Below are 18,226 nucleotides of genomic sequence, written 5' to 3'. Positions count from 1 at the left end.
ATGGATGTATGCCGTAAACGCCCGGCAAATCGTTACTTAGCGATTTCCGGTGCCGGTTAAATTGGTAAGGCATAAAAGACTTTTAACAAAAATAAATTTAAGGATACTACACATGAGTTATTCAAAAACTCTTATCAAACTAGTTGTACCAATTATTACTTCCCTATTGTTTTTATCAACACCAGCAAAAGCGGAACTAATTTCGGTCTTCATTGATTTAAGCTCCTCAGCCGGTAATAAAAATGACTGTTCGGGCTATTATGGGATCCCCTTTGATACCTGTAATCTTTTCGCAACAAATGCAAACGGAGAGGATGTAGACATATCACCAATTATTTCAAAGTTTGAATATGAGCCTACATCAGGCTCCGCAACTATCAACTCTCTCTATAGTAGCACCGTTGACGGCTACGAATGGGAGTTCTCTGATGGTGGTGATGGAGACTGGAGCACAGGTTCGTTTAAATATAACCCAGATGATGCCGCCGATCCTGGCATTCGCTTCTACGTGGCCAAAGCCAGTACCGGCTTTACCGTGCACTTCGATGTCGATGCCAGCGTCTTAGCAGGAGACTGTGCGACCTATGGTAACAACAGTTGGGAATGTATGAGCCAGGCAAATGTACTTGCATCTGGCACATGGTACAGCTGGGTGACCCCACTGAACGATATGGGGGACCCTCGAGGGCTGTCGCATATTTCCTTTTATGATACCACTAGAGGGCCCAATGAGCCTCCTCAAGAAGTTCCTGAGCCAGAGTCATTAGCGCTATTTGGTTTAAGCTTGCTTGGCCTGGTTGGTGTGCGTCGCAAATATAATTGCTAAGCATACTACCCATAACACTACTCTTTTAATCATTTAATTGTTTAATTGTTTAATTGTTTAATGCCAATTTAACCAATATGTAATCGGCACGAGGGGCAACCCTCGTGCTTCCTTTACACTCACAACTGTGAACTCAACGCCTAAACACCTGTCATATTTACTTTAGCTTTATGGTCATTCCTTAACACACCCGCCCCGTTTTCACCTTAAGCATTGCATAGTTATTAAAAAAGCAGACTGTCATCTATTTGAACATCCCCTTACCCAAAAAACATTTTCCTCCTCTACAGCCGTTATAATTCCAGCCTTAAAACTTTGGAATGATTAATGCATCAAGACGCATACCCTTGACGAGTTGGTAACGTCAAACCACAACTATTCACGACGACACGATGTATCTGTCTTGTAATAACCTCAACCAGGACTTTGATATGTTATCCAGAAAATCCTCTTTACTAACGAATGCTCTTGCCATGTGTTGCTTGTTTTTACTCTCTACCCCGGCAAGCGCTGCCTTAATCACATTGTATATTGATGGTTACAATGACTGCGCCGGCTATTTCGGGCAAGGCTTTGATAGCTGCTCCATTTTTGCCGCCGACGCGCCAGAGATTGAAATTTCATCGGTCATTGCCAAGTTTGGCGATGGCAATGAAACCAACGCAAGTAAATACCCAAGCATTGATGGCAGTGAGTTCAGTTTCACGCCAGGAACCTCAGGTAACTGGAGTTACACGCCGGAAGGCGATGATCCAGGTGTGCGATTTTGGGTCGCCAAAGCTGGCAATGGTTTCAATCTGTTTTGGGAAGTGTCGGATGAAGATTTTAATGCGACAGATGTGTGTAATATGGGAACAAATGCCAATACCTATGCCTGCATGAATGCGGCGCTCACCGTGACTTCAGGTTACTGGATTACACCATTAAATCGAGGCGGGCAACGTGCTGATTTATCACACTTAACTTTTTATAATGGTGAGGGGGACGTGCCTCCCCAGGAAGTACCCGAGACAAATTCCTGGCTATTATTAGGTGTGGCGTTGCTAAGTCTTACTGTATATAGTCGCCGTCCATGCACTACCGATTAACAAAGTCACGACAAAGGTGTGCAGGCAAAGTAGCGCCAACCGTCTCAAATATTAGGGATTGACTGCTAGCTGGATGAGGCTGGCTTGGTTGTCGCCCTTAGCTAGTATTTTACAGACAAAAAAAAGCCCCTTGCGGGGCTTTTTTATTAAACGATAATTACTGTTCCGTGTAAATCGTCATCTCAGCAGTCTCTGCCTGGTTACCGTTTTTGTCATAAGCAATCGCTTTTAAAGACTTGGCACCGTCAGACAATTTTGAAATATTAATCGTATGGGTATACGGATATTCAGTTTTTGTCTTAACCAGACGGCCGCGGAAGTAAATTTCAACTTTCTCAATACCGTCATTGTCTTCAGCCATTACATCGATAAACAATTCACCACTGTGCGTTGAATCAGCATACGGAGCTAAGATTTCTACCGTTGGATTCACACCGTTATCAGGTACGCTTGGTACTTCTGGCTCCGGCTCTGGCTCAGGTTGTGGCTCTGGCTCAGGTTCAGTCGGTGTACCCGGCTCAGTACCTTCAATCGAGTTATCAACATAAATTGTATGCTCTCCAGTATCTGCTACGTTACCCGCTGCATCATAAGCAACTGCGCGTAGAGTTTTTTCACCTTCACTCAGTCGTGAGATATTAATGGTAAACTCATAAGGACCAGCCTCTTTTGTTTTTACCAGACGACCGCGGAAGTATAATTCAACTTTAGTTACCGCAACGTTATCCTGTGCATCAACTTCAATATTCAGTTCACCACCATTGGTACTACCAGCCTGTGGAGTCACAATTTGTACATATGGTGCTTCTGTATCTACACCTGGTACTTCTGGCTCCGGATCGGTTGGTACTTCCGGTTCTGGATCCGTTGGTTCTGGATCAGTCGGCTCAGGATTCGTTGGTACTTCTGGCTCTGGCTGAGTATTATCGACCATCACGTTCAGTACATCCGTCGCTGTTGAATTACCCTTGGTATCGTATGCAATCACTTGCAACGTTTTATAACCCGAACCTAATTTTGAAATATTAATGCTGTGATTATAAGGTGCAGCCGTCAACGTTTTCACTAATCGACCACGGAAATAAATTTCCACTTTCTCTACACCGTCGGAGTCAACCGCATCAACCATTACGTTCAGTTCCTGACTCTGAGTCACGCTAACATCAGGAGACAACAATGTCAGTTTCGGACCATTACCATCTACCGGTACTTCTGGCTCTGGATCAGGCGTTACTTCGATTTCTGCATTTTTCACCATTACATAGTGGTTAGACGTCTCTGTAACATTACCTGCCGTGTCAGTTGCAACCGCGGTTAATGCATGCTCACCATCAGCCACCGTCGATGAATTCACACTAAATGAATATGGTGAACTGAAATCGGCACCGATACGCTGACCAGCAAAGTACAGTTCTACCTTCTTCACAGCTTCATTATCGGTCGCATTAACGTTAACACTAAACTGACCTTTAACTTCAGTATCCTGTTTTGGTGACGTAATGTTCACTTCAGGCGCCGTCTGGTCTAACTCTGGCTCCGGCTCTGGTACGTAAACGCTATCACGTAAAGCTGCACCGGCGTCAATTCGACCATGACCATATTTGTTACTGAAGCTACCAGAGAACATAGAATTATCCGCATTGTTTTCTAACAGGCTTTCTAATTCTGAGTTCTTCATTGTCGGGTTTGCCGCTTTCAGTACTGCTAATACAGCAGCCGTTGATGGCGCAGCAAACGATGTACCACTGGCACTACCATAACTACCATTTTTCGTCGTTGTCTGCAGACCCTGACCTGGTGCAGCAACATCAATACATGGACCATAGTTTGAAAAACTTGCGATACCATCACTTGAAGTTGATGCCGATACCGTAACAATGTACTTGTTGTCGGTACAACTCATGCTTTTACCTGAGTTACCTGCAGCTGCTACTACCAAACCACCTTTCTCATAGAATGATTTAGCCGCACCAGATACCGTCGCACTGTCGGTGATCTGATAACTTACGTTAGCAATATCCGCACCGTTATCAGCAGCCCAGCTTAATGCACGAGCAATATCAAACAAAGATGCAACACCATCACTACGGTTTGAAATTTTTACCGGCAATACTTTTGCTTCAGCCGCAATCGAAGCAACACCTTTACTGTTGTTGCTTACCGCCGCCACAACACCGGCTACTTTAGTACCGTGACCATTGGTATCGGTAGTATCCGTATTCTTACTGACAATGTTATAACCTGGCAGTAAGTTTGCTTTTAAATCTTCATGAGATTTATTTACACCGGTATCCAATACCGCTACTACAACACCTTTACCTTTCGACTTGCTCCAGGCTTCCGGCATATTAATTTTGTTTAAATGCCATGATTGCTTAGGATCGTTCATGGTAACCGCTTCAATCGATACCAGACGGTTTACCTCAGCATATTCAATATGCGGGTTAGCAGCCAATGCCTTTAAAATCTTGTCTTGCTGACCTTTTGGTACTTTTACCAGGTTAGCGCGAAGCTTTTGTTTTAGCTTCTTAGATTGCTTATCTTCTTTTTTCTCTAATTTAGCACCCTGCTTTTCCAGGATAGCTGCGAACTGTTCATCAGACAGACCCGCTTTAGGAGCGATAATCAACTCTCCTTCAGATACAGTATTCGCTTGCTCAGCTAATGCCGGGGCTGAAATTGCACCCATCAATACTGCACCAGATAAAACTTTTGCGATTTGTTTATTTAGTAACGTTTTCTCGAACAACATGTCCTTAGACCTCCTAAAAACTATCGAGTCATTCCCTGGTTGCCTGTTATATAAAGCGGCAAATTTTCTTTGGGTGACTCGCTCCTCAATGACTAACTGAGGAAAGTAATCGAACTTAAGTTCGATATTCGAAGTAACCTTCGAATGTGAATTTATAGGTAAGAGTGCTTGCCTCTTTACCTGCTCAAATTTCAATAGTTGCTATTTTAGGGGTTTGAATCTGATATTGATACTAATGTTACATTTACTTAACACAGGATTAATATAAAAGACCCAAACCGCTTGTGTTTTCTTACTATATCTAAATGAAACGTACTGTCTGTAAACAGTGTGAGGGGATTTGTTTTCAATCGAAAACCATGAGTAAACCAATTGTTACCCGAGGGGTGTTTTTGACGAAAATAGAGGTATCTGAGGCCTGGAACGTATATCGAAATAGCGGTTCTATCGCTAAACCAACAAACAGCCAGCGCAATAAAATAAGCATATCTAACTGTATTTATTATATATTTCTAAAAACATTGGCTTACTGACAATATTATTTGTCAGGTTGGCTAATATTTTCACTGCTTATATAGCCTTTGTAAAAACACTAAAAGCTAATTAACAAGCAGCGTTTACTGCGCTATTGGTGAGATTAAATATATCGAAGTGATAACAACAAAGAAATGTAACTTTTGTAACCGAATTGTTATTTTGTGCAACTAATAGGCAAAATGTGTAATAACTATCATTTTACACAGTTTAAACAACATTAATCATTCATTTGTTATTAGAAAATTTTAAAGTGGCGATTAAAACAACAGATATAAACATCAGCGAGGTAAATGGAACTGCGGTGTTCGTCGCGAACAGGGAGAGTATTGGACCTGCAAGGGAACCAATACCAAATTTAGCGGTTCCGATAACCGCCGTTGCCGTTCCAGTTTGCTCGGAAAAACGAATCAGAGTTAACGAGTCGGCACTTACGGCAATCAGGGACAGACAGCTCATCAAGGGTAATAAAGTGAGAACCGTAAATATTAGTGGCGCCGCCAACCAGTTTACCAATAACAGTAAGCCGGCAAATAATACCGCCAGCACTATCGCTCGCTTCATTATCCAGGCAGAGCCTTTGCGTGAGACCAGGCGGGTATTGGTAAACTGTGCCAGCATTAACGCCAGCACATTGGCAGCAAACAACAAACTGAAGGTCATTTCTGAAACCTGATAAACCCCCAGGTACACGGCAGGAATCGCAGTCAGGTAACAAAAAAACGCAAAGGCAGCCAACATGCTACAAAGGATATTGTTGCGAGCCTTATGATTACCAAGCACCAGTAAGTAATTGCGCAGAAACTGGCCGATACCGATGCGCCTGCCTGTATGCTCCATCTCGGGCAAATAAAAATAAGCACAAAACCATAAGACAATGCCGTAAAGCGCCAGCAGATAAAACATCCATTGCCAGTTACTGATCAGAAGGATGGCACTACCCAACGTAGGTGCCAGCATGGGCGCCAGCATCATGATCATACTCACATAAGACATGCCCTTGGCAGTGTCTTTACCATAAAACTGGCGGATAGTACCCGGCACAATAACGGTTGCAGCGCTACCGAAGAATGCCTGCAATGCCCGACACAACATAAAACCAGTTATAGATGACTGCATCGGCAGGAGCACGCTGAAAACGACAAATCCGGCAATCCCTGCAAGCGCCAGTCGGCGCCGACCAATCATATCGGCCAGAGGGCCAAACACCAGCAAGCCGAGAGAATATCCGGCCAGGTAAATACTCAGGGTATTTTGAACGCGGGCGATCGAAGTATTCAGTTGATCAGCAATTATCAGCATGGCGGGAAGGTACAAATCTATCGCCAGTGGTGTGATCGCAACAACCGCCGCCAGCAGGCTCAGCAGAGGCAAAAGATTCACAGTTTGAATATTTTCAGCCTGCGGACGTTGATTAATAGACATTGCTGTGTCCGAATTAAAGGGAATAATCGATTATACTTTTAATCTTAAGAAAGTTAGAAAAATAATAAGAATAATTATAAGGTTAACTTTCATATAATTGGTACGCTGTGATCATTAAAAGGACGTGGATATGCGTTGTACGATAAAAGATTTGTTTATTTACCCGATCAAATCGACGCGGGGTATCCGTCTCGATCACAGTAACGTTCAGGAATGTGGCTTAGCCTTTGATCGTCATTTTGTCGTAACAGATAGCTCAGGAAAATTTATTACCGGGCGAAGTAAAGCAAAAATGGTGTTGATAACAACCGAGCTGAGCACAATCGGTATCAGGCTAAATGCACCAGGGATGAATACGTTAACCCTGTCTTACCTGAGTTTTTCTAATGATTATCATCCGGTCAAAGTCTGGCAGGATGAACTCAAAGGTCAACACTGCAGTGCTGACGCGGACACCTGGTTAAGCGAATACCTGGGCACTGACTGCCGACTGTATTATTTCGGTCCGAATTCTGTCCGACACGTGGCAAATACTGCTCACCCGGTTAGTTTTGCCGATGGCTACCCCTTGTTGCTACTCTCCAGGGCATCGCTACAGGACCTGAACCGACGTTGTCCTGATTTGGTCAGCATGCAACAGTTCCGCCCCAATATTGTCGTTGAAGGTTGTGCAGCTTTTGCTGAAGATAGCTGGCATAAGATTCGCATTGGCGACGTTGAGTTTTTGGTCAGTAAACCTTGCTCACGTTGCATATTTACCACCGTAGATCCAAATAGCGCAACCCGGCACCAGTTAAAAGAACCTCTGGCGACGTTAAGTGAGTATCGACGTGGAAACGATGGTCAGATTTACTTTGGGCAAAATATCATCCCCCTCAATTCCGGACATATTAAGGTTGACGATGAAGTTGAGGTCCTTGCCGTGCAAGCAACGATGTTTTGATCGGATAATCGAACAGTAATACCAATTCCACTAAGTGTTTTCCCACTCAGGGGAATTATTGTAAACCTCCAATCCGCGCAGATATTTCTTTTGCTTCGAGTATAATTTGAGTTTAACGATAGCTAATGAAATAATCGCTCCCCTTTAACCGGGGCGTTACACCAAAATCATGCTTTTAATGATCGACAATTACGACTCTTTTACCTTTAATCTGGTGCACTATTTTCAACAACTAGGTCAAAAGGTCGTCACCATAAGAAATGATGAAATATCTGTATCCCAGGTCGCGCAGCTGCAACCAGATTACATCGTCATATCGCCTGGCCCCGGCGATCCAGATAGTGCTGGTGTATCGTTAAAAATTATCGAACAATTTGCCGGTGATATTCCTTTATTAGGAGTATGTCTAGGCCATCAGTCGATTGCCCAGAGTTACGGTGGTAAGGTCTCCAGAGCCCGCAGTGTCATGCACGGTAAAACGTCGAAGATAACCCATCAACAAAAAGGTCTGTTCCGGGAGCTGAGCAACCCATTAACGGTAACCCGATACCATTCCTTGATTGTTGAGACGGAGAACTTTCCCGATGAGTTGGAAATCACTGCCTGGACCGAGTCAGATACAGGCGGTATCGATGAGATCATGGCACTTCAACATAAAACTTTACCCATTTACGGCGTTCAGTTTCATCCGGAATCGATTCTCACCCATCAGGGGCTTAGTCTTCTGGAAAACTTTTTAAACGCAAATAAACGCCCGGGCTAATTGACTTTGACCCGGGCTCTGGGCTAGTGTTGGTGACTTATAATAAGTAGAGTTATTTAAAATTTTACAACGAGTGGCAACTGTCGATAGACCTCCCCCAAGTCTTGGTGGTTTTACCCATACCCCCATCTAACGCTAACTCATTGAATTGATTTTCTTTCTGGATAAAAATTTCAGAACAAGGTAATAAAATGGTCGTAGATAGACGTTTTCATCCAAGACATATCATCCAAGTCCCGGTCAGATTGCAACTACCTGGCAGTGACGACACCTATACCGGCAACAGCCTGAATATTTCCATATCTGGTATGCAGTTGCAGGTTCCTCAATACGTTACCGATGCGATCAAACGTTATTGTTCGGTACCACAGGAACTGACTCTCCATATTGAGACAGACGGGCAATCAGAATCTCTCGCCCTTCCGGCGCGTGTTATCGTTAACCGCAGAACCTCAAGCAATGAATACTTAATTGGCGTTAAATTTCGATCCATGCCAGCAGCTACACAACAAACTCTGCAAAATATTCTCAACCGCGCATAATTAATACCAGTCAAAATCAAAGCCAGCCACCAAAGAATAAAATATTCTTTGCATAAAAATTATCTAGAATATATATTTATTCAACTAAGTTGAATAAAAACCGTGAAGCTATTGTTTTTACTGGCCTGCGACCAGATTTACCAAAGACAAACCCGGCCGATTCTGGCATAATATTGGCCAATTTCGGAGCAACGTCAGGGCTGGCAAAGCTCCAGACGTACCCAAGAATATGAATGAATTATTGAGGATATAGAGAATGACTGAACAAATTTCAGCAAATCGAGAGTTATTTGATCACGTAATGGTGCCTAACTATTCACCTTCTGCTGTCATCCCGGTGCGTGGTAAAGGGTCTCGCGTATGGGATCAAAACAACAATGAATTGATCGATTTTGCTGGTGGTATTGCAGTAAGTTGTTTAGGTCATTGTCACCCTACCTTAGTAAATGCGCTAAAAGAGCAAGGCGAAAAAATCTGGCATTTATCCAATGTAATGACCAATGAACCGGCATTGCGCCTGGCCAAAAAACTGGTCGACAATACCTTTGCTGAAAAAGTTTATTTTGCCAATTCAGGTGCGGAATCTAATGAAGCGGCGTTAAAACTGGCGCGCCGCTGGGCACTGGACAACTATGGTGAGCAAAAGAGCCAAATCATTGCCTTTAAACAAGGCTTCCACGGCAGAACATTCTTTACCGTAACCGTTGGTGGTCAAGCGGCCTATTCCGATGGTTTTGGTCCTAAGCCAGGTGACGTAGTTCATGCCGAGTACAATGATCTTGACTCCCTGAAAGCACTTATCAGTGACAATACCTGTGCCGTAGTCATGGAACCTCTGCAAGGCGAAGGCGGAATCGTATCTCCAACTGACGAATTTGCTAAGGGCGTGCGCGAACTGTGTGACCAGCACAATGCGTTGTTAATTTACGATGAAGTGCAAACCGGCGTTGGCCGTACGGGCGAGCTATATGCTTACATGGGCCTGGGTGTAACCCCGGATATTTTAACCACAGCCAAAGCGTTAGGCGGTGGTTTCCCAATCGGTGCAATGCTTACCACAACTGATATTGCCAAGCATCTGAAGATCGGTACCCATGGTAGTACCTATGGCGGTAACCCGCTGGCCTGTGCAGTGGCAGAGGCGGCATTTGATACGGTTAATGACGAGAGCGTGTTGCAGGGTGTGAAGCACCGTGAGCAGCTTTTAAAATCCGGCCTGGAAAAGATCAACGAAAAATATCAGGTTTTCAGTCAAATTCGTGGTAAAGGATTATTGATTGGTGCGGTTCTGAATGACAACTATCAGGGGCGAGCCAAAGAATTTTTAAATGCCGCGATGGTTCAGGGCTTAATGAGCCTGGTCGCTGGTGCTAATATCATTCGCTTTACTCCATCACTGGTGATCCCAGAAGAGGACATTGCTGAAGGCCTGGCTCGTTTTGAACGCGCCGTCGCAACCATTGTAAACGGTTAATCTGTCCCTTAAATAAGAGAAACAAAATGATTATCGTACGACCGATTCGTAGCAGTGATTATGAAGTTTTACATCAGATAGCCGTTGAATCCGGGCATGGTTTTACCTCCTTGCCCGTGAACGAAGAATTGCTGACCAACCGGATCAACCGAGCCACCCATTCGTTTCATTCGACGCCATTACAGGCCGGTAATGAAGGGTATCTGTTTGTGATGGAAAATACCGAAACCGGCGAAGTGGTCGGCACCAGCGGTATTGAAGCTGCGGTGGGCCTGGATGATGCGTTTTATCACTATCACCTGGGAAAAGTGGTTCATTCATCCAGAGAGCTGAATATTTATAACAACGTCGATATTTTGTCACTCAATAATGACTACACCGGCGCCACCGAAATTTGTACCTTATTTCTGAAAGCGCCATATCGAGTGAACAATAATGGCCGGTTTCTTTCCAAGTTCCGTTTCCTGTTTATGGCGGAACATCCGGAGCGATTTAATAACACCGTAATTGCTGAAATGCGTGGTGTTTCGGATGCCAATGGTCGTTCGCCATTCTGGCAGTGGCTGGAAGAGCACTTTTTCTCGATGGACTTTCCTACCGCGGATTATTTGTCAGGTATTGGTAACAAGGCCTTTATCGCCGAGCTAATGCCCAAGTATCCTATCTATGTGAGCTTATTGTCTAAACAAGCTCAGGAAGTCATTGGCAAAGTGCACGATAAAACCGTGCCAGCATTGCGATTACTGGAAAGCGAAGGCTTTGTTAATCGCGGCTATGTTGATATTTTTGACGCCGGTCCAACGGTGGAAGCCGAGCTAAACAGTATCAAAACGGTGAGAAATTCAAGACGACTCAAAGTGAAATTTGGTTCGGTAAAAAACACCAGAAAATACATTATTTGTAATACTCAGGTCGCTGAATTCAGGGCGGTTCAAATGCCCATTGATATCGATGAAGAGCAGGATATTGCCATCATCGACAGAAAGGCTGCTGACGCGATATTGGTCAGTGAAGGTGACTGGGTAAGAGTATCGCAAAATTAAGAGGTTAATATGACGCACCCTGTACAATTTATTCATGGTCAGTGGCTTGAAGGCAAAGGCGCCGCCATGGCTTCCCTGAATCCGGCCAAAAATGAAACCATTTGGACCGGAACAGCAGCGACTGCTGAACAAGTCGACGAGGCGGTAAAAAGTGCTCGTCAAGCCTATGATACATGGGCCATGAGCGATTACCAACAACGCTTACAGATTGTCGAAAGATTTGCTCAACAGCTTGCCGACAATAAAGAATCGTTGGCGACTGTCATCGCTGAAGAGACAGGCAAACCTCTGTGGGAAACATTAACCGAAGTCGCGGCGATGATTGGTAAAGTCGGGATTTCAGTGAAAGCTTACCAGGAACGTACCGGTACGGTGGAAAACCCAATGCCGGGTGCAAAAGCCTTTATACGCCATAAGCCTCACGGCGTTGTCGCGGTATTCGGCCCTTACAACTTCCCTGGCCACTTACCCAACGGACATATTGTACCGGCGCTACTGGCAGGCAACACGATTGTTTTCAAGCCAAGTGAGTTAACGCCGAAAGTTGCCGAAGAAACAATGAAACTGTGGCAACAGGCGGGCTTACCAGAGGGTGTTATCAATCTCGTTCAGGGTGAAGTCGAAACCGGTAAAGCACTGGCTTCTCATCCTGGCATTGATGGTTTGTTTTTCACCGGTAGTTCCACTACAGGTCACTTGCTGCACGAACAGTTTGCTGGTCAACCTGGCAAGATCCTGGCACTGGAGATGGGCGGTAATAATCCACTGATCATTAAAGATGTGAAAGATGTCGATGCGGCCGTACACGATATGGTGCAATCCGCATTTGTCACCTCAGGACAACGTTGCACCTGTTCTCGCCGCGTATTTATCGAAAACGGTGCTCAGGGCGATGCTATTTTGAAACGCTTTATCGAGGTGAGCAGTCGTATCAAGGTCGGATTTTACGACGATCAGGAGCAACCATTTATGGGTTCAATGATCTCCGAGAAAGCCGCTCTGGGCATGCTTGCAGCACAGCAGGAACTGGTTGAAAAAGGTGCTAAGGTCCTGTTAGAGATGAAACACCTGACTCCGGGAACAGGCTTTGTGACTCCGGGAATCATCGATGTTACCGGTGTTGAGGGTATCGCTGATGAAGAACATTTTGGCCCGCTGGTTAAAATTTATCGTTATCAGGATTTCGATCAGGCAATCAATGAAGCCAATAATACGTCATTCGGTTTGTCTGCGGGCTTATTAGCCGATGATGAACAGGACTACCAGCATTTTTATACCCGCATTCGAGCCGGTATTGTCAACTGGAACCGTCCGATTACCGGAGCAAGCAGTGCTGCGCCGTTTGGTGGTATTGGTGCATCGGGTAATCACCGAGCTAGTGCATACTACGCGGCGGATTATTGCGCATACCCAGTCGCTTCAGTTGAAAGTGAGACCGTAACTTTACCTGAAAAACTCAGCCCAGGCCTGAGTTTTTAATTGACTATACCTGGTTACTTTTTAGGGGAATAAAATGACTTTGGCAGTAACAGAATTATTTGAAAACATCTGGAAAAATTACCTGTCGGTAACACCCTCTGCAATTCGTGTACATGAATTACTGGGTGCCGGTGAAGAGCTTATCAATGATCATGTGGCATATCGTACGTTCAACCTGGAAAAAGTTGGCATCGATAAACTGGCGGCGCCGTTACTGGCGTTAGGCTATCAAGCTAAAGGTGAATATCACTTTGAAGCGAAAAAGCTCTATGCCCGTCATTATGAACATGCTGATCCGACGTTACCTAAAGTCTTTATCAGTGAACTGCTGGTAGAGAAAATGAGTAGCGACGTGCAGGCGATTATTCACAAGATTGTCGAGCAAATGGATGCGCAGGCGACCCAAGCCGAAAACTTCCTGTATTCAGGTACTCATTGGCAGATTAGCTACGATGAATACCTGACCTTACTTAAAGAAAGTGAATATGCGGCCTGGTTGGCAGCCTGGGGTTACCGTGCCAACCATTTCACAGTAAGCATTAACCACCTCGAGGGCATTGACTGTATTAACCAGGTTAATGATATCGTCAGGGATGGTGGCTTCCGCCTCAACAGCTCAGGTGGTGAAGTGAAAGGTAGCCCGGACGTTAAGCTTGAGCAATCTTCCACCATGGCGGATGTTCATCCTGTTGTCTTTAGTGATCGCACGGCAGAAATCCCCAGTTGCTTTTACGAGTTTGCCAAACGTTATCCAATGGATTGTGGCAATATCTACACAGGATTTGTCGCCGCATCGGCTGACAAAATCTTTGAAAGCACCAATCAGGATTAACCAATTCTGAATAGCTCAAAGCCCGCTTTGTTGCGGGCTTTTGTTTTCTTATTCTGCTAACATTCGTCCGTTAAAAATAATTAAGGAGTATTATGAAAGCACAAGTGAAATGGGTTGGCGAAGAGATGTTCATGGGCATTTCGGAGAGCGGCCACACCGTAGTTATGGATGCCAACGCTGGAAAATTAGGTCCAAGCCCAATGGAAAATGTTTTACTTTCCTTAGGCGGTTGTTCGTCTGTCGATGTAGTGAGTATTCTTCAGAAAGCGCGCCAGGATGTGCAGGATTGCGTTGTCGAGTTAGATGGTACACGGGTCGATACCGTACCACGTCTGTTTAGCGATATTCATCTGCACTTTGTGATCACCGGTAATGATGTCAGCGAAAAACACGTTGAACGAGCTGTGGCTTTATCGGCCGACAAATACTGCTCTGTGGCATTAATGCTTAACAAAGGCGTTAGTATTACCCACGACTTTGAAATTAAAAAGCCGGCTTAATACCGGCTTTTTTGCAATATCTAAAGACAATAATCAGTTTACTGATCGCGAGTCCAGTCAATTTGCTGCCCTGCCGCCTGACGTTTCTCCATGATTTCTTCGATCAAAGGCTTTAATATCAGCTCCATTGCCAGGCCCATTTTCCCCCCTGGCACTACTAACGTGCTAACCCGTGACATAAACGAGCCATCAATCATTCGCAGATAAAACGGAAAATCGACATTCCTGGGGTCGCGAAAACGAATCACCACAAAGCTTTCGTCTTGCGAAGGAATAGCCTTAGCACTAAATGGATTTGAGGTATCTACGGTCGGCACCCGCTGAAAGTTAATATGAGTACGGGAAAACTGCGGCGTTATGTATTTAAAATAATCATCCATACTGCGTACGATGCTATCGCGCACCGCATCTTTGGAGTGCCCTCTTTGATTGGTATCGCGAAATATTTTCTGAATCCACTCGAGGTTTACAATAGGCACCATACCTATCAGTAAATCTACGTGTCTGCCCACATCAGCATCATCAGTCATAACGCCACCGTGCAGGCCCTCATAGAAGAGTAAATCCGAATCCTTGCCCAGCGTCTGCCAGGGGGTAAAAGTGCCCGGCATTTGATTGTACGGCACTGCTTCGTCAAACGTATGCAGGTAACGTCGCATTCTGCCTTCACCTTTCTCGCCAAAATCCGCAAACAATTTTTCCAGCGCCTTAAAGTCATTCGCCTGTTCGCCAAAATAACTGAACATTTTGCCTTCTTCGGTGGCTTTGCGTTTTAGCAGGTCCATTTCAGGACGGGTATAACGATGAAAACTGTCCCCCTCAACCACTGTGGCCCGGATCTCGAGGGAGCGAAAGATATGATCAAACGCTTCTGAAGTTGTAGACGTACCGGCTCCCGATGAACCAGTAACCGCGATAATCGGATTACGTAACGACATAAATGGGGGTTATCAATCACTTAAATTAGATCAGTTATACTGCAGTTGATGATGAAAGTGCAAGTTTTGCGGCAAAGAGCTTGTTGCACGAGAGCGAAGAAATGGGGGTTTATGGAATGTCAGGAAAGTAATATTGCGACGATATAAAGGGATTTATGGAATGTCGAGATATCATGGATGACTATATCTCTACGATATAAAGGGATTTATGGAATGTCGAGATATCATGGATGGCAATATCTCGACGAAGTATTTCCCTTTCAAAATACCCGTACCGCGAATCGATTATTTGTTCCATACATAATCGATATACCTGCGTCCAAGCAGGCAACCATCCATGGTTCGGGAGGAAATATACATGGACGTATTGAATGTCGAGATATCATGGATGGTAATATCTCGACGAAACACATCCATGTGCAAAATACCCGTACCGCGAATCGATTATTTGTTCCATACATAATTGATATACCTATATCCCTATAGGCACCTGCAAAGCTATCCGGGCATACATATGTCCATATAATAAAAAAGGAGCCTATTGGCTCCTTTTTCGATTCGAATAAATTCGATTATGCTTCAGCTGAAACTTCTTGAGTCTCTTCAACAGTTTCTTCAACTGCTGGACGATCTACAAGTTCAACGTAAGCCATAGGCGCTTTATCACCAGTACGGTAACCGCATTTAAGAATGCGAGTATAACCACCTGGACGCTCTTGGTAACGAGGACCAAGTTCGCTGAATAAAATACCTACTACTTCCTGGTCGCGAGTGCGGGCAAAAGCCAAACGGCGGTTTGCTACACTGTCGTTCTTGGCCAAAGTGATTAGTGGCTCAATAACGCGACGCAATTCTTTAGCTTTAGGCACAGTTGTCTTGATAACGCCGTGCTTAACTAAAGAGCTAGCCATATTGCGGAACATCGCCTGGCGATGACTGCTATTACGGTTTAACTGGCGACCGCTTTTACGATGGCGCATAAGTTAATCCTTATCTCTTAAACTATTAAAACGATGATCGACTTAGTCGTTATCAGCAATGCTTTCTGGTGGCCAGTTCTCTAGGCGCATACCTAAAGATAGACCACGAGACGCTAATACGTCTTTAATTTCAGTCAGAGACTTCTTACCCAGGTTAGGGGTCTTAAGAAGCTCGACTTCTGCACGCTGGACCAAATCACCAATGTACTGAATCGCTTCTGCTTTTAAACAGTTGGCTGAACGTACAGTCAGTTCTAAATCATCAACCGGACGAAGAAGGATTGGATCGAAAGCTGGTTTCTCTTCTTTAACTTCTTCTTCTTTAACGTCACGTAGATCAACGAACGCATCCAGCTGTTCAGCTAGGATGGTAGAAGCGCGACGAATCGCTTCTTCTGGATCCAGTGTACCGTTAGTTTCCATATCGATAACTAACTTGTCTAAGTCTGTACGTTGCTCAACACGAGCCGAGTCAACATCATAAGCAATTCTTTCAACAGGACTAAAAGAAGCGTCAACCAGCAAACGGCCAATTGCGCGATCTTCTTCTTCGGCATTGCGACGAGCAGAAGCAGGTACATAACCGCGACCCATTTCTACTTTAATACGCATACTGATTTCGCCGTCACCTGTCAGATGACAGATAACATGTTCAGGATTAGCGATAGTAACATCGCCATCATGCTGAATATCAGCGGCCAGTACAGGGCCCTGACCTGACTTAGTTAAAGTTAAAACTGCTTCAGTTTTGCCTTCTAAACCAACGGCCAGGCCTTTAAGGTTCAGCAGGATTTCGATGATGTCCTCTTGAACACCTTCTTTGCTGCTGTATTCGTGCAATACACCGTCAATTTCAACTTCAGTCACTGCACATCCTGGCATTGACGAAAGTAAGATGCGGCGTAACGCGTTACCTAAAGTGTGACCAAAACCACGTTCAAGTGGCTCTAAAGTTACCTTGGCACGAGTAGGGCTAACATTTTCGATACCCACTAACTTCGGCTTAAGGAATTCGGTTACAGAACCCTGCATTATTGTCCTCTCTTAAAGTTCAGCTTTATTTCGAGTAAAGCTCGACAATCAACTGTTCATTAATCTCTGCTGATAAGTCAGAACGATCAGGTATACGCTTAAATACACCTTCCATTTTCTTGTTATCAACTTCAACCCAGACTGGTTTCTCACGTTGATCAGCTAATTCTAAAGCAGCGATGATACGCGCCTGAGTTTTAGACTTTTCACGTACAGATACAACATCTTCTGGTTTAACAGCGAAAGATGGAATATTAACAACTTTACCGTTTACAACGATAGCCTTGTGGCTAACAAGCTGACGAGCTTCTGCACGAGTAGATGCATAACCCATACGGTAGACAACGTTGTCTAGACGCTTCTCTAAAAGTTGTAACAGGTTTTCACCTGTATTACCTTTTAGACGAGCAGCTTCTTTGTAGTAGTTACGGAATTGCTTCTCCAGCACACCGTAAATACGACGAACTTTCTGCTTCTCACGAAGCTGTACACCATAGTCAGAAAGACGACCGCGACGCGCGCCGTGCTGACCTGGAATAGTTTCGATTTTACATTTCGTATCAATTGCCCTAACACCACTTTTCAGGAACAAGTCTGTTCCTTCGCGGCGGCTAAGTTTTAGCTTAGGACCTAAATATCTTGCCATGTTCTTTCTCCAACTATCCTAATAGCGTTATACGCGACGCTTTTTAGGAGGACGACAACCATTATGAGGAATAGGTGTCACGTCAGTAATGTTGGTGATTTTAAAACCAGCAGCATTTAAAGCACGGATTGCAGACTCACGTCCTGGCCCCGGGCCCTTAACGAACACTTCAATATTCTTCAAACCAAACTCTTGAGCAGCTTTACCAGCACGGTCTGCAGCTACCTGAGCAGCAAATGGAGTTGATTTACGTGAACCACGGAAACCAGAACCACCTGCAGTCGCCCAAGACAATGCATTACCTTGACGGTCTGTCAGAGTTACGATTGTGTTGTTGAAAGATGCATGGATATGCGCCATGCCATCAGCAACTTGCTTTTTAACGCGCTTACGAGCGCGAGTTGGTGTTTTAGCCATGTCTAATTACCT

18 protein-coding genes are annotated in these 18,226 nt (G+C 44.6%); 11 read left to right on the top strand and 7 right to left on the bottom strand.

Translation table 11 applies throughout. The features are described from left to right. Positions 1-112: 112 nt before the first annotated feature. Both E8M12_RS13390 and E8M12_RS13385 read left to right on the top strand, forming a co-directional pair. On the top strand, positions 113-826 hold the full coding sequence (locus E8M12_RS13390; RefSeq protein WP_136736768.1) for a PEP-CTERM sorting domain-containing protein: 714 nt from the start codon (positions 113-115) through the stop codon (positions 824-826). A gap of 431 nt (positions 827-1,257) precedes the next feature. Beyond that, entirely contained in the window at positions 1,258-1,914 is a 657-nt protein-coding gene (locus tag E8M12_RS13385) for a hypothetical protein (RefSeq protein ID WP_136736767.1), read from the top strand. Positions 1,915-2,071: 157 nt separating this feature from the next. On the opposite strand, the gene E8M12_RS13380 is transcribed toward E8M12_RS13385, so the two are convergent. Further along, positions 2,072-4,666: an Ig-like domain-containing protein gene (locus E8M12_RS13380; protein WP_136736766.1), complete on the bottom strand. Its 2,595-nt coding sequence runs from the start codon at positions 4,664-4,666 to the stop codon at positions 2,072-2,074. A gap of 762 nt (positions 4,667-5,428) precedes the next feature. Further along, positions 5,429-6,625: a multidrug effflux MFS transporter gene (locus E8M12_RS13375; RefSeq protein ID WP_136736765.1), complete on the bottom strand. Its 1,197-nt coding sequence runs from the start codon at positions 6,623-6,625 to the stop codon at positions 5,429-5,431. A gap of 130 nt (positions 6,626-6,755) precedes the next feature. Between E8M12_RS13375 and E8M12_RS13370 the strand changes: the two genes are divergently transcribed. The 8 genes from E8M12_RS13370 to E8M12_RS13335 all read left to right on the top strand — a co-directional run bounded on the left by E8M12_RS13370 (position 6,756) and on the right by E8M12_RS13335 (position 14,201). Then, positions 6,756-7,568, top strand: coding sequence for an MOSC domain-containing protein (locus E8M12_RS13370; protein WP_136736764.1), 813 nt, complete (start codon positions 6,756-6,758; stop codon positions 7,566-7,568). A gap of 169 nt (positions 7,569-7,737) precedes the next feature. Beyond that, positions 7,738-8,331 carry an anthranilate synthase component II gene (locus E8M12_RS13365; RefSeq protein ID WP_136736763.1) on the top strand — a complete coding sequence of 198 codons (594 nt, stop codon included), beginning with the start codon at positions 7,738-7,740 and terminating at the stop codon, positions 8,329-8,331. A 191-nt stretch (positions 8,332-8,522) separates the two neighbouring features. After that, positions 8,523-8,873, top strand: a complete 351-nt coding sequence (locus E8M12_RS13360) for a PilZ domain-containing protein (protein WP_136736762.1) — start codon at positions 8,523-8,525, stop codon at positions 8,871-8,873. Positions 8,874-9,141: 268 nt separating this feature from the next. After that, on the top strand, positions 9,142-10,347 hold the full coding sequence (locus tag E8M12_RS13355) for an aspartate aminotransferase family protein (protein ID WP_136736810.1): 1,206 nt from the start codon (positions 9,142-9,144) through the stop codon (positions 10,345-10,347). Positions 10,348-10,373: 26 nt separating this feature from the next. Then, entirely contained in the window at positions 10,374-11,390 is a 1,017-nt protein-coding gene (gene astA / locus E8M12_RS13350) for an arginine N-succinyltransferase (RefSeq protein ID WP_136736761.1), read from the top strand. Positions 11,391-11,399: 9 nt separating this feature from the next. After that, positions 11,400-12,869 (top strand): succinylglutamate-semialdehyde dehydrogenase, encoded by a 1,470-nt coding sequence (gene astD, locus E8M12_RS13345; protein ID WP_136736760.1) that lies wholly within the window; start codon positions 11,400-11,402, stop codon positions 12,867-12,869. A gap of 34 nt (positions 12,870-12,903) precedes the next feature. After that, positions 12,904-13,701 carry a DUF1338 domain-containing protein gene (locus tag E8M12_RS13340; protein ID WP_136736759.1) on the top strand — a complete coding sequence of 266 codons (798 nt, stop codon included), beginning with the start codon at positions 12,904-12,906 and terminating at the stop codon, positions 13,699-13,701. 92 nt (positions 13,702-13,793) lie between these two features. Then, entirely contained in the window at positions 13,794-14,201 is a 408-nt protein-coding gene (locus E8M12_RS13335; RefSeq protein ID WP_136736758.1) for an OsmC family protein, read from the top strand. A gap of 38 nt (positions 14,202-14,239) precedes the next feature. Here E8M12_RS13335 and E8M12_RS13330 read toward each other — a convergent pair whose 3' ends face one another. Then, the gene (locus tag E8M12_RS13330; RefSeq protein WP_136736757.1) at positions 14,240-15,139 is read right to left on the bottom strand and encodes a phosphoribulokinase; all 900 of its coding nucleotides are present in this window, start codon (positions 15,137-15,139) and stop codon (positions 14,240-14,242) included. 213 nt (positions 15,140-15,352) lie between these two features. Between E8M12_RS13330 and E8M12_RS13325 the strand changes: the two genes are divergently transcribed. Continuing rightward, positions 15,353-15,625: a hypothetical protein gene (locus E8M12_RS13325; RefSeq protein WP_136736756.1), complete on the top strand. Its 273-nt coding sequence runs from the start codon at positions 15,353-15,355 to the stop codon at positions 15,623-15,625. 86 nt (positions 15,626-15,711) lie between these two features. Here the strand turns inward: E8M12_RS13325 and rplQ are convergent, their stop codons facing one another. From rplQ to rpsK, 4 genes are read right to left on the bottom strand one after another with little or no spacing between them, the layout of a single operon-like run. Continuing rightward, positions 15,712-16,119, bottom strand: coding sequence for a 50S ribosomal protein L17 (gene rplQ, locus E8M12_RS13320; RefSeq protein WP_136736755.1), 408 nt, complete (start codon positions 16,117-16,119; stop codon positions 15,712-15,714). Positions 16,120-16,161: 42 nt separating this feature from the next. Beyond that, the gene (locus tag E8M12_RS13315; protein ID WP_136736754.1) at positions 16,162-17,151 is read right to left on the bottom strand and encodes a DNA-directed RNA polymerase subunit alpha; all 990 of its coding nucleotides are present in this window, start codon (positions 17,149-17,151) and stop codon (positions 16,162-16,164) included. Between the two features lie 25 nt (positions 17,152-17,176). Then, positions 17,177-17,797, bottom strand: coding sequence for a 30S ribosomal protein S4 (gene rpsD, locus E8M12_RS13310; RefSeq protein WP_136736753.1), 621 nt, complete (start codon positions 17,795-17,797; stop codon positions 17,177-17,179). 27 nt (positions 17,798-17,824) lie between these two features. Then, entirely contained in the window at positions 17,825-18,214 is a 390-nt protein-coding gene (gene rpsK, locus E8M12_RS13305) for a 30S ribosomal protein S11 (protein WP_136736752.1), read from the bottom strand. Positions 18,215-18,226 lie beyond the last annotated feature (12 nt).

Origin of the sequence: Thalassotalea mangrovi (assembly GCF_005116735.1) — a bacterium.
GTDB lineage: Bacteria > Pseudomonadota > Gammaproteobacteria > Enterobacterales > Alteromonadaceae > Thalassotalea_A > Thalassotalea_A mangrovi.
Note: the sequence above shows the minus strand (reverse complement) of the source record. Positions and strands in the feature narration are given on the sequence as shown.

Coding starts and splice junctions, on each gene's coding strand:
- E8M12_RS13390 (WP_136736768.1), top strand. CDS start 113: ATGAGTTATTCAAAAACTCTTATCAAACTAGTTGTACCAATTATTACT.
- E8M12_RS13385 (WP_136736767.1), top strand. CDS start 1,258: ATGTTATCCAGAAAATCCTCTTTACTAACGAATGCTCTTGCCATGTGT.
- E8M12_RS13380 (WP_136736766.1), bottom strand. CDS start 4,666: ATGTTGTTCGAGAAAACGTTACTAAATAAACAAATCGCAAAAGTTTTA.
- E8M12_RS13375 (WP_136736765.1), bottom strand. CDS start 6,625: ATGTCTATTAATCAACGTCCGCAGGCTGAAAATATTCAAACTGTGAAT.
- E8M12_RS13370 (WP_136736764.1), top strand. CDS start 6,756: ATGCGTTGTACGATAAAAGATTTGTTTATTTACCCGATCAAATCGACG.
- E8M12_RS13365 (WP_136736763.1), top strand. CDS start 7,738: ATGCTTTTAATGATCGACAATTACGACTCTTTTACCTTTAATCTGGTG.
- E8M12_RS13360 (WP_136736762.1), top strand. CDS start 8,523: ATGGTCGTAGATAGACGTTTTCATCCAAGACATATCATCCAAGTCCCG.
- astA (WP_136736761.1), top strand. CDS start 10,374: ATGATTATCGTACGACCGATTCGTAGCAGTGATTATGAAGTTTTACAT.
- astD (WP_136736760.1), top strand. CDS start 11,400: ATGACGCACCCTGTACAATTTATTCATGGTCAGTGGCTTGAAGGCAAA.
- E8M12_RS13340 (WP_136736759.1), top strand. CDS start 12,904: ATGACTTTGGCAGTAACAGAATTATTTGAAAACATCTGGAAAAATTAC.
- E8M12_RS13335 (WP_136736758.1), top strand. CDS start 13,794: ATGAAAGCACAAGTGAAATGGGTTGGCGAAGAGATGTTCATGGGCATT.
- E8M12_RS13330 (WP_136736757.1), bottom strand. CDS start 15,139: ATGTCGTTACGTAATCCGATTATCGCGGTTACTGGTTCATCGGGAGCC.
- E8M12_RS13325 (WP_136736756.1), top strand. CDS start 15,353: ATGTCGAGATATCATGGATGGCAATATCTCGACGAAGTATTTCCCTTT.
- rplQ (WP_136736755.1), bottom strand. CDS start 16,119: ATGCGCCATCGTAAAAGCGGTCGCCAGTTAAACCGTAATAGCAGTCAT.
- E8M12_RS13315 (WP_136736754.1), bottom strand. CDS start 17,151: ATGCAGGGTTCTGTAACCGAATTCCTTAAGCCGAAGTTAGTGGGTATC.
- rpsD (WP_136736753.1), bottom strand. CDS start 17,797: ATGGCAAGATATTTAGGTCCTAAGCTAAAACTTAGCCGCCGCGAAGGA.
- rpsK (WP_136736752.1), bottom strand. CDS start 18,214: ATGGCTAAAACACCAACTCGCGCTCGTAAGCGCGTTAAAAAGCAAGTT.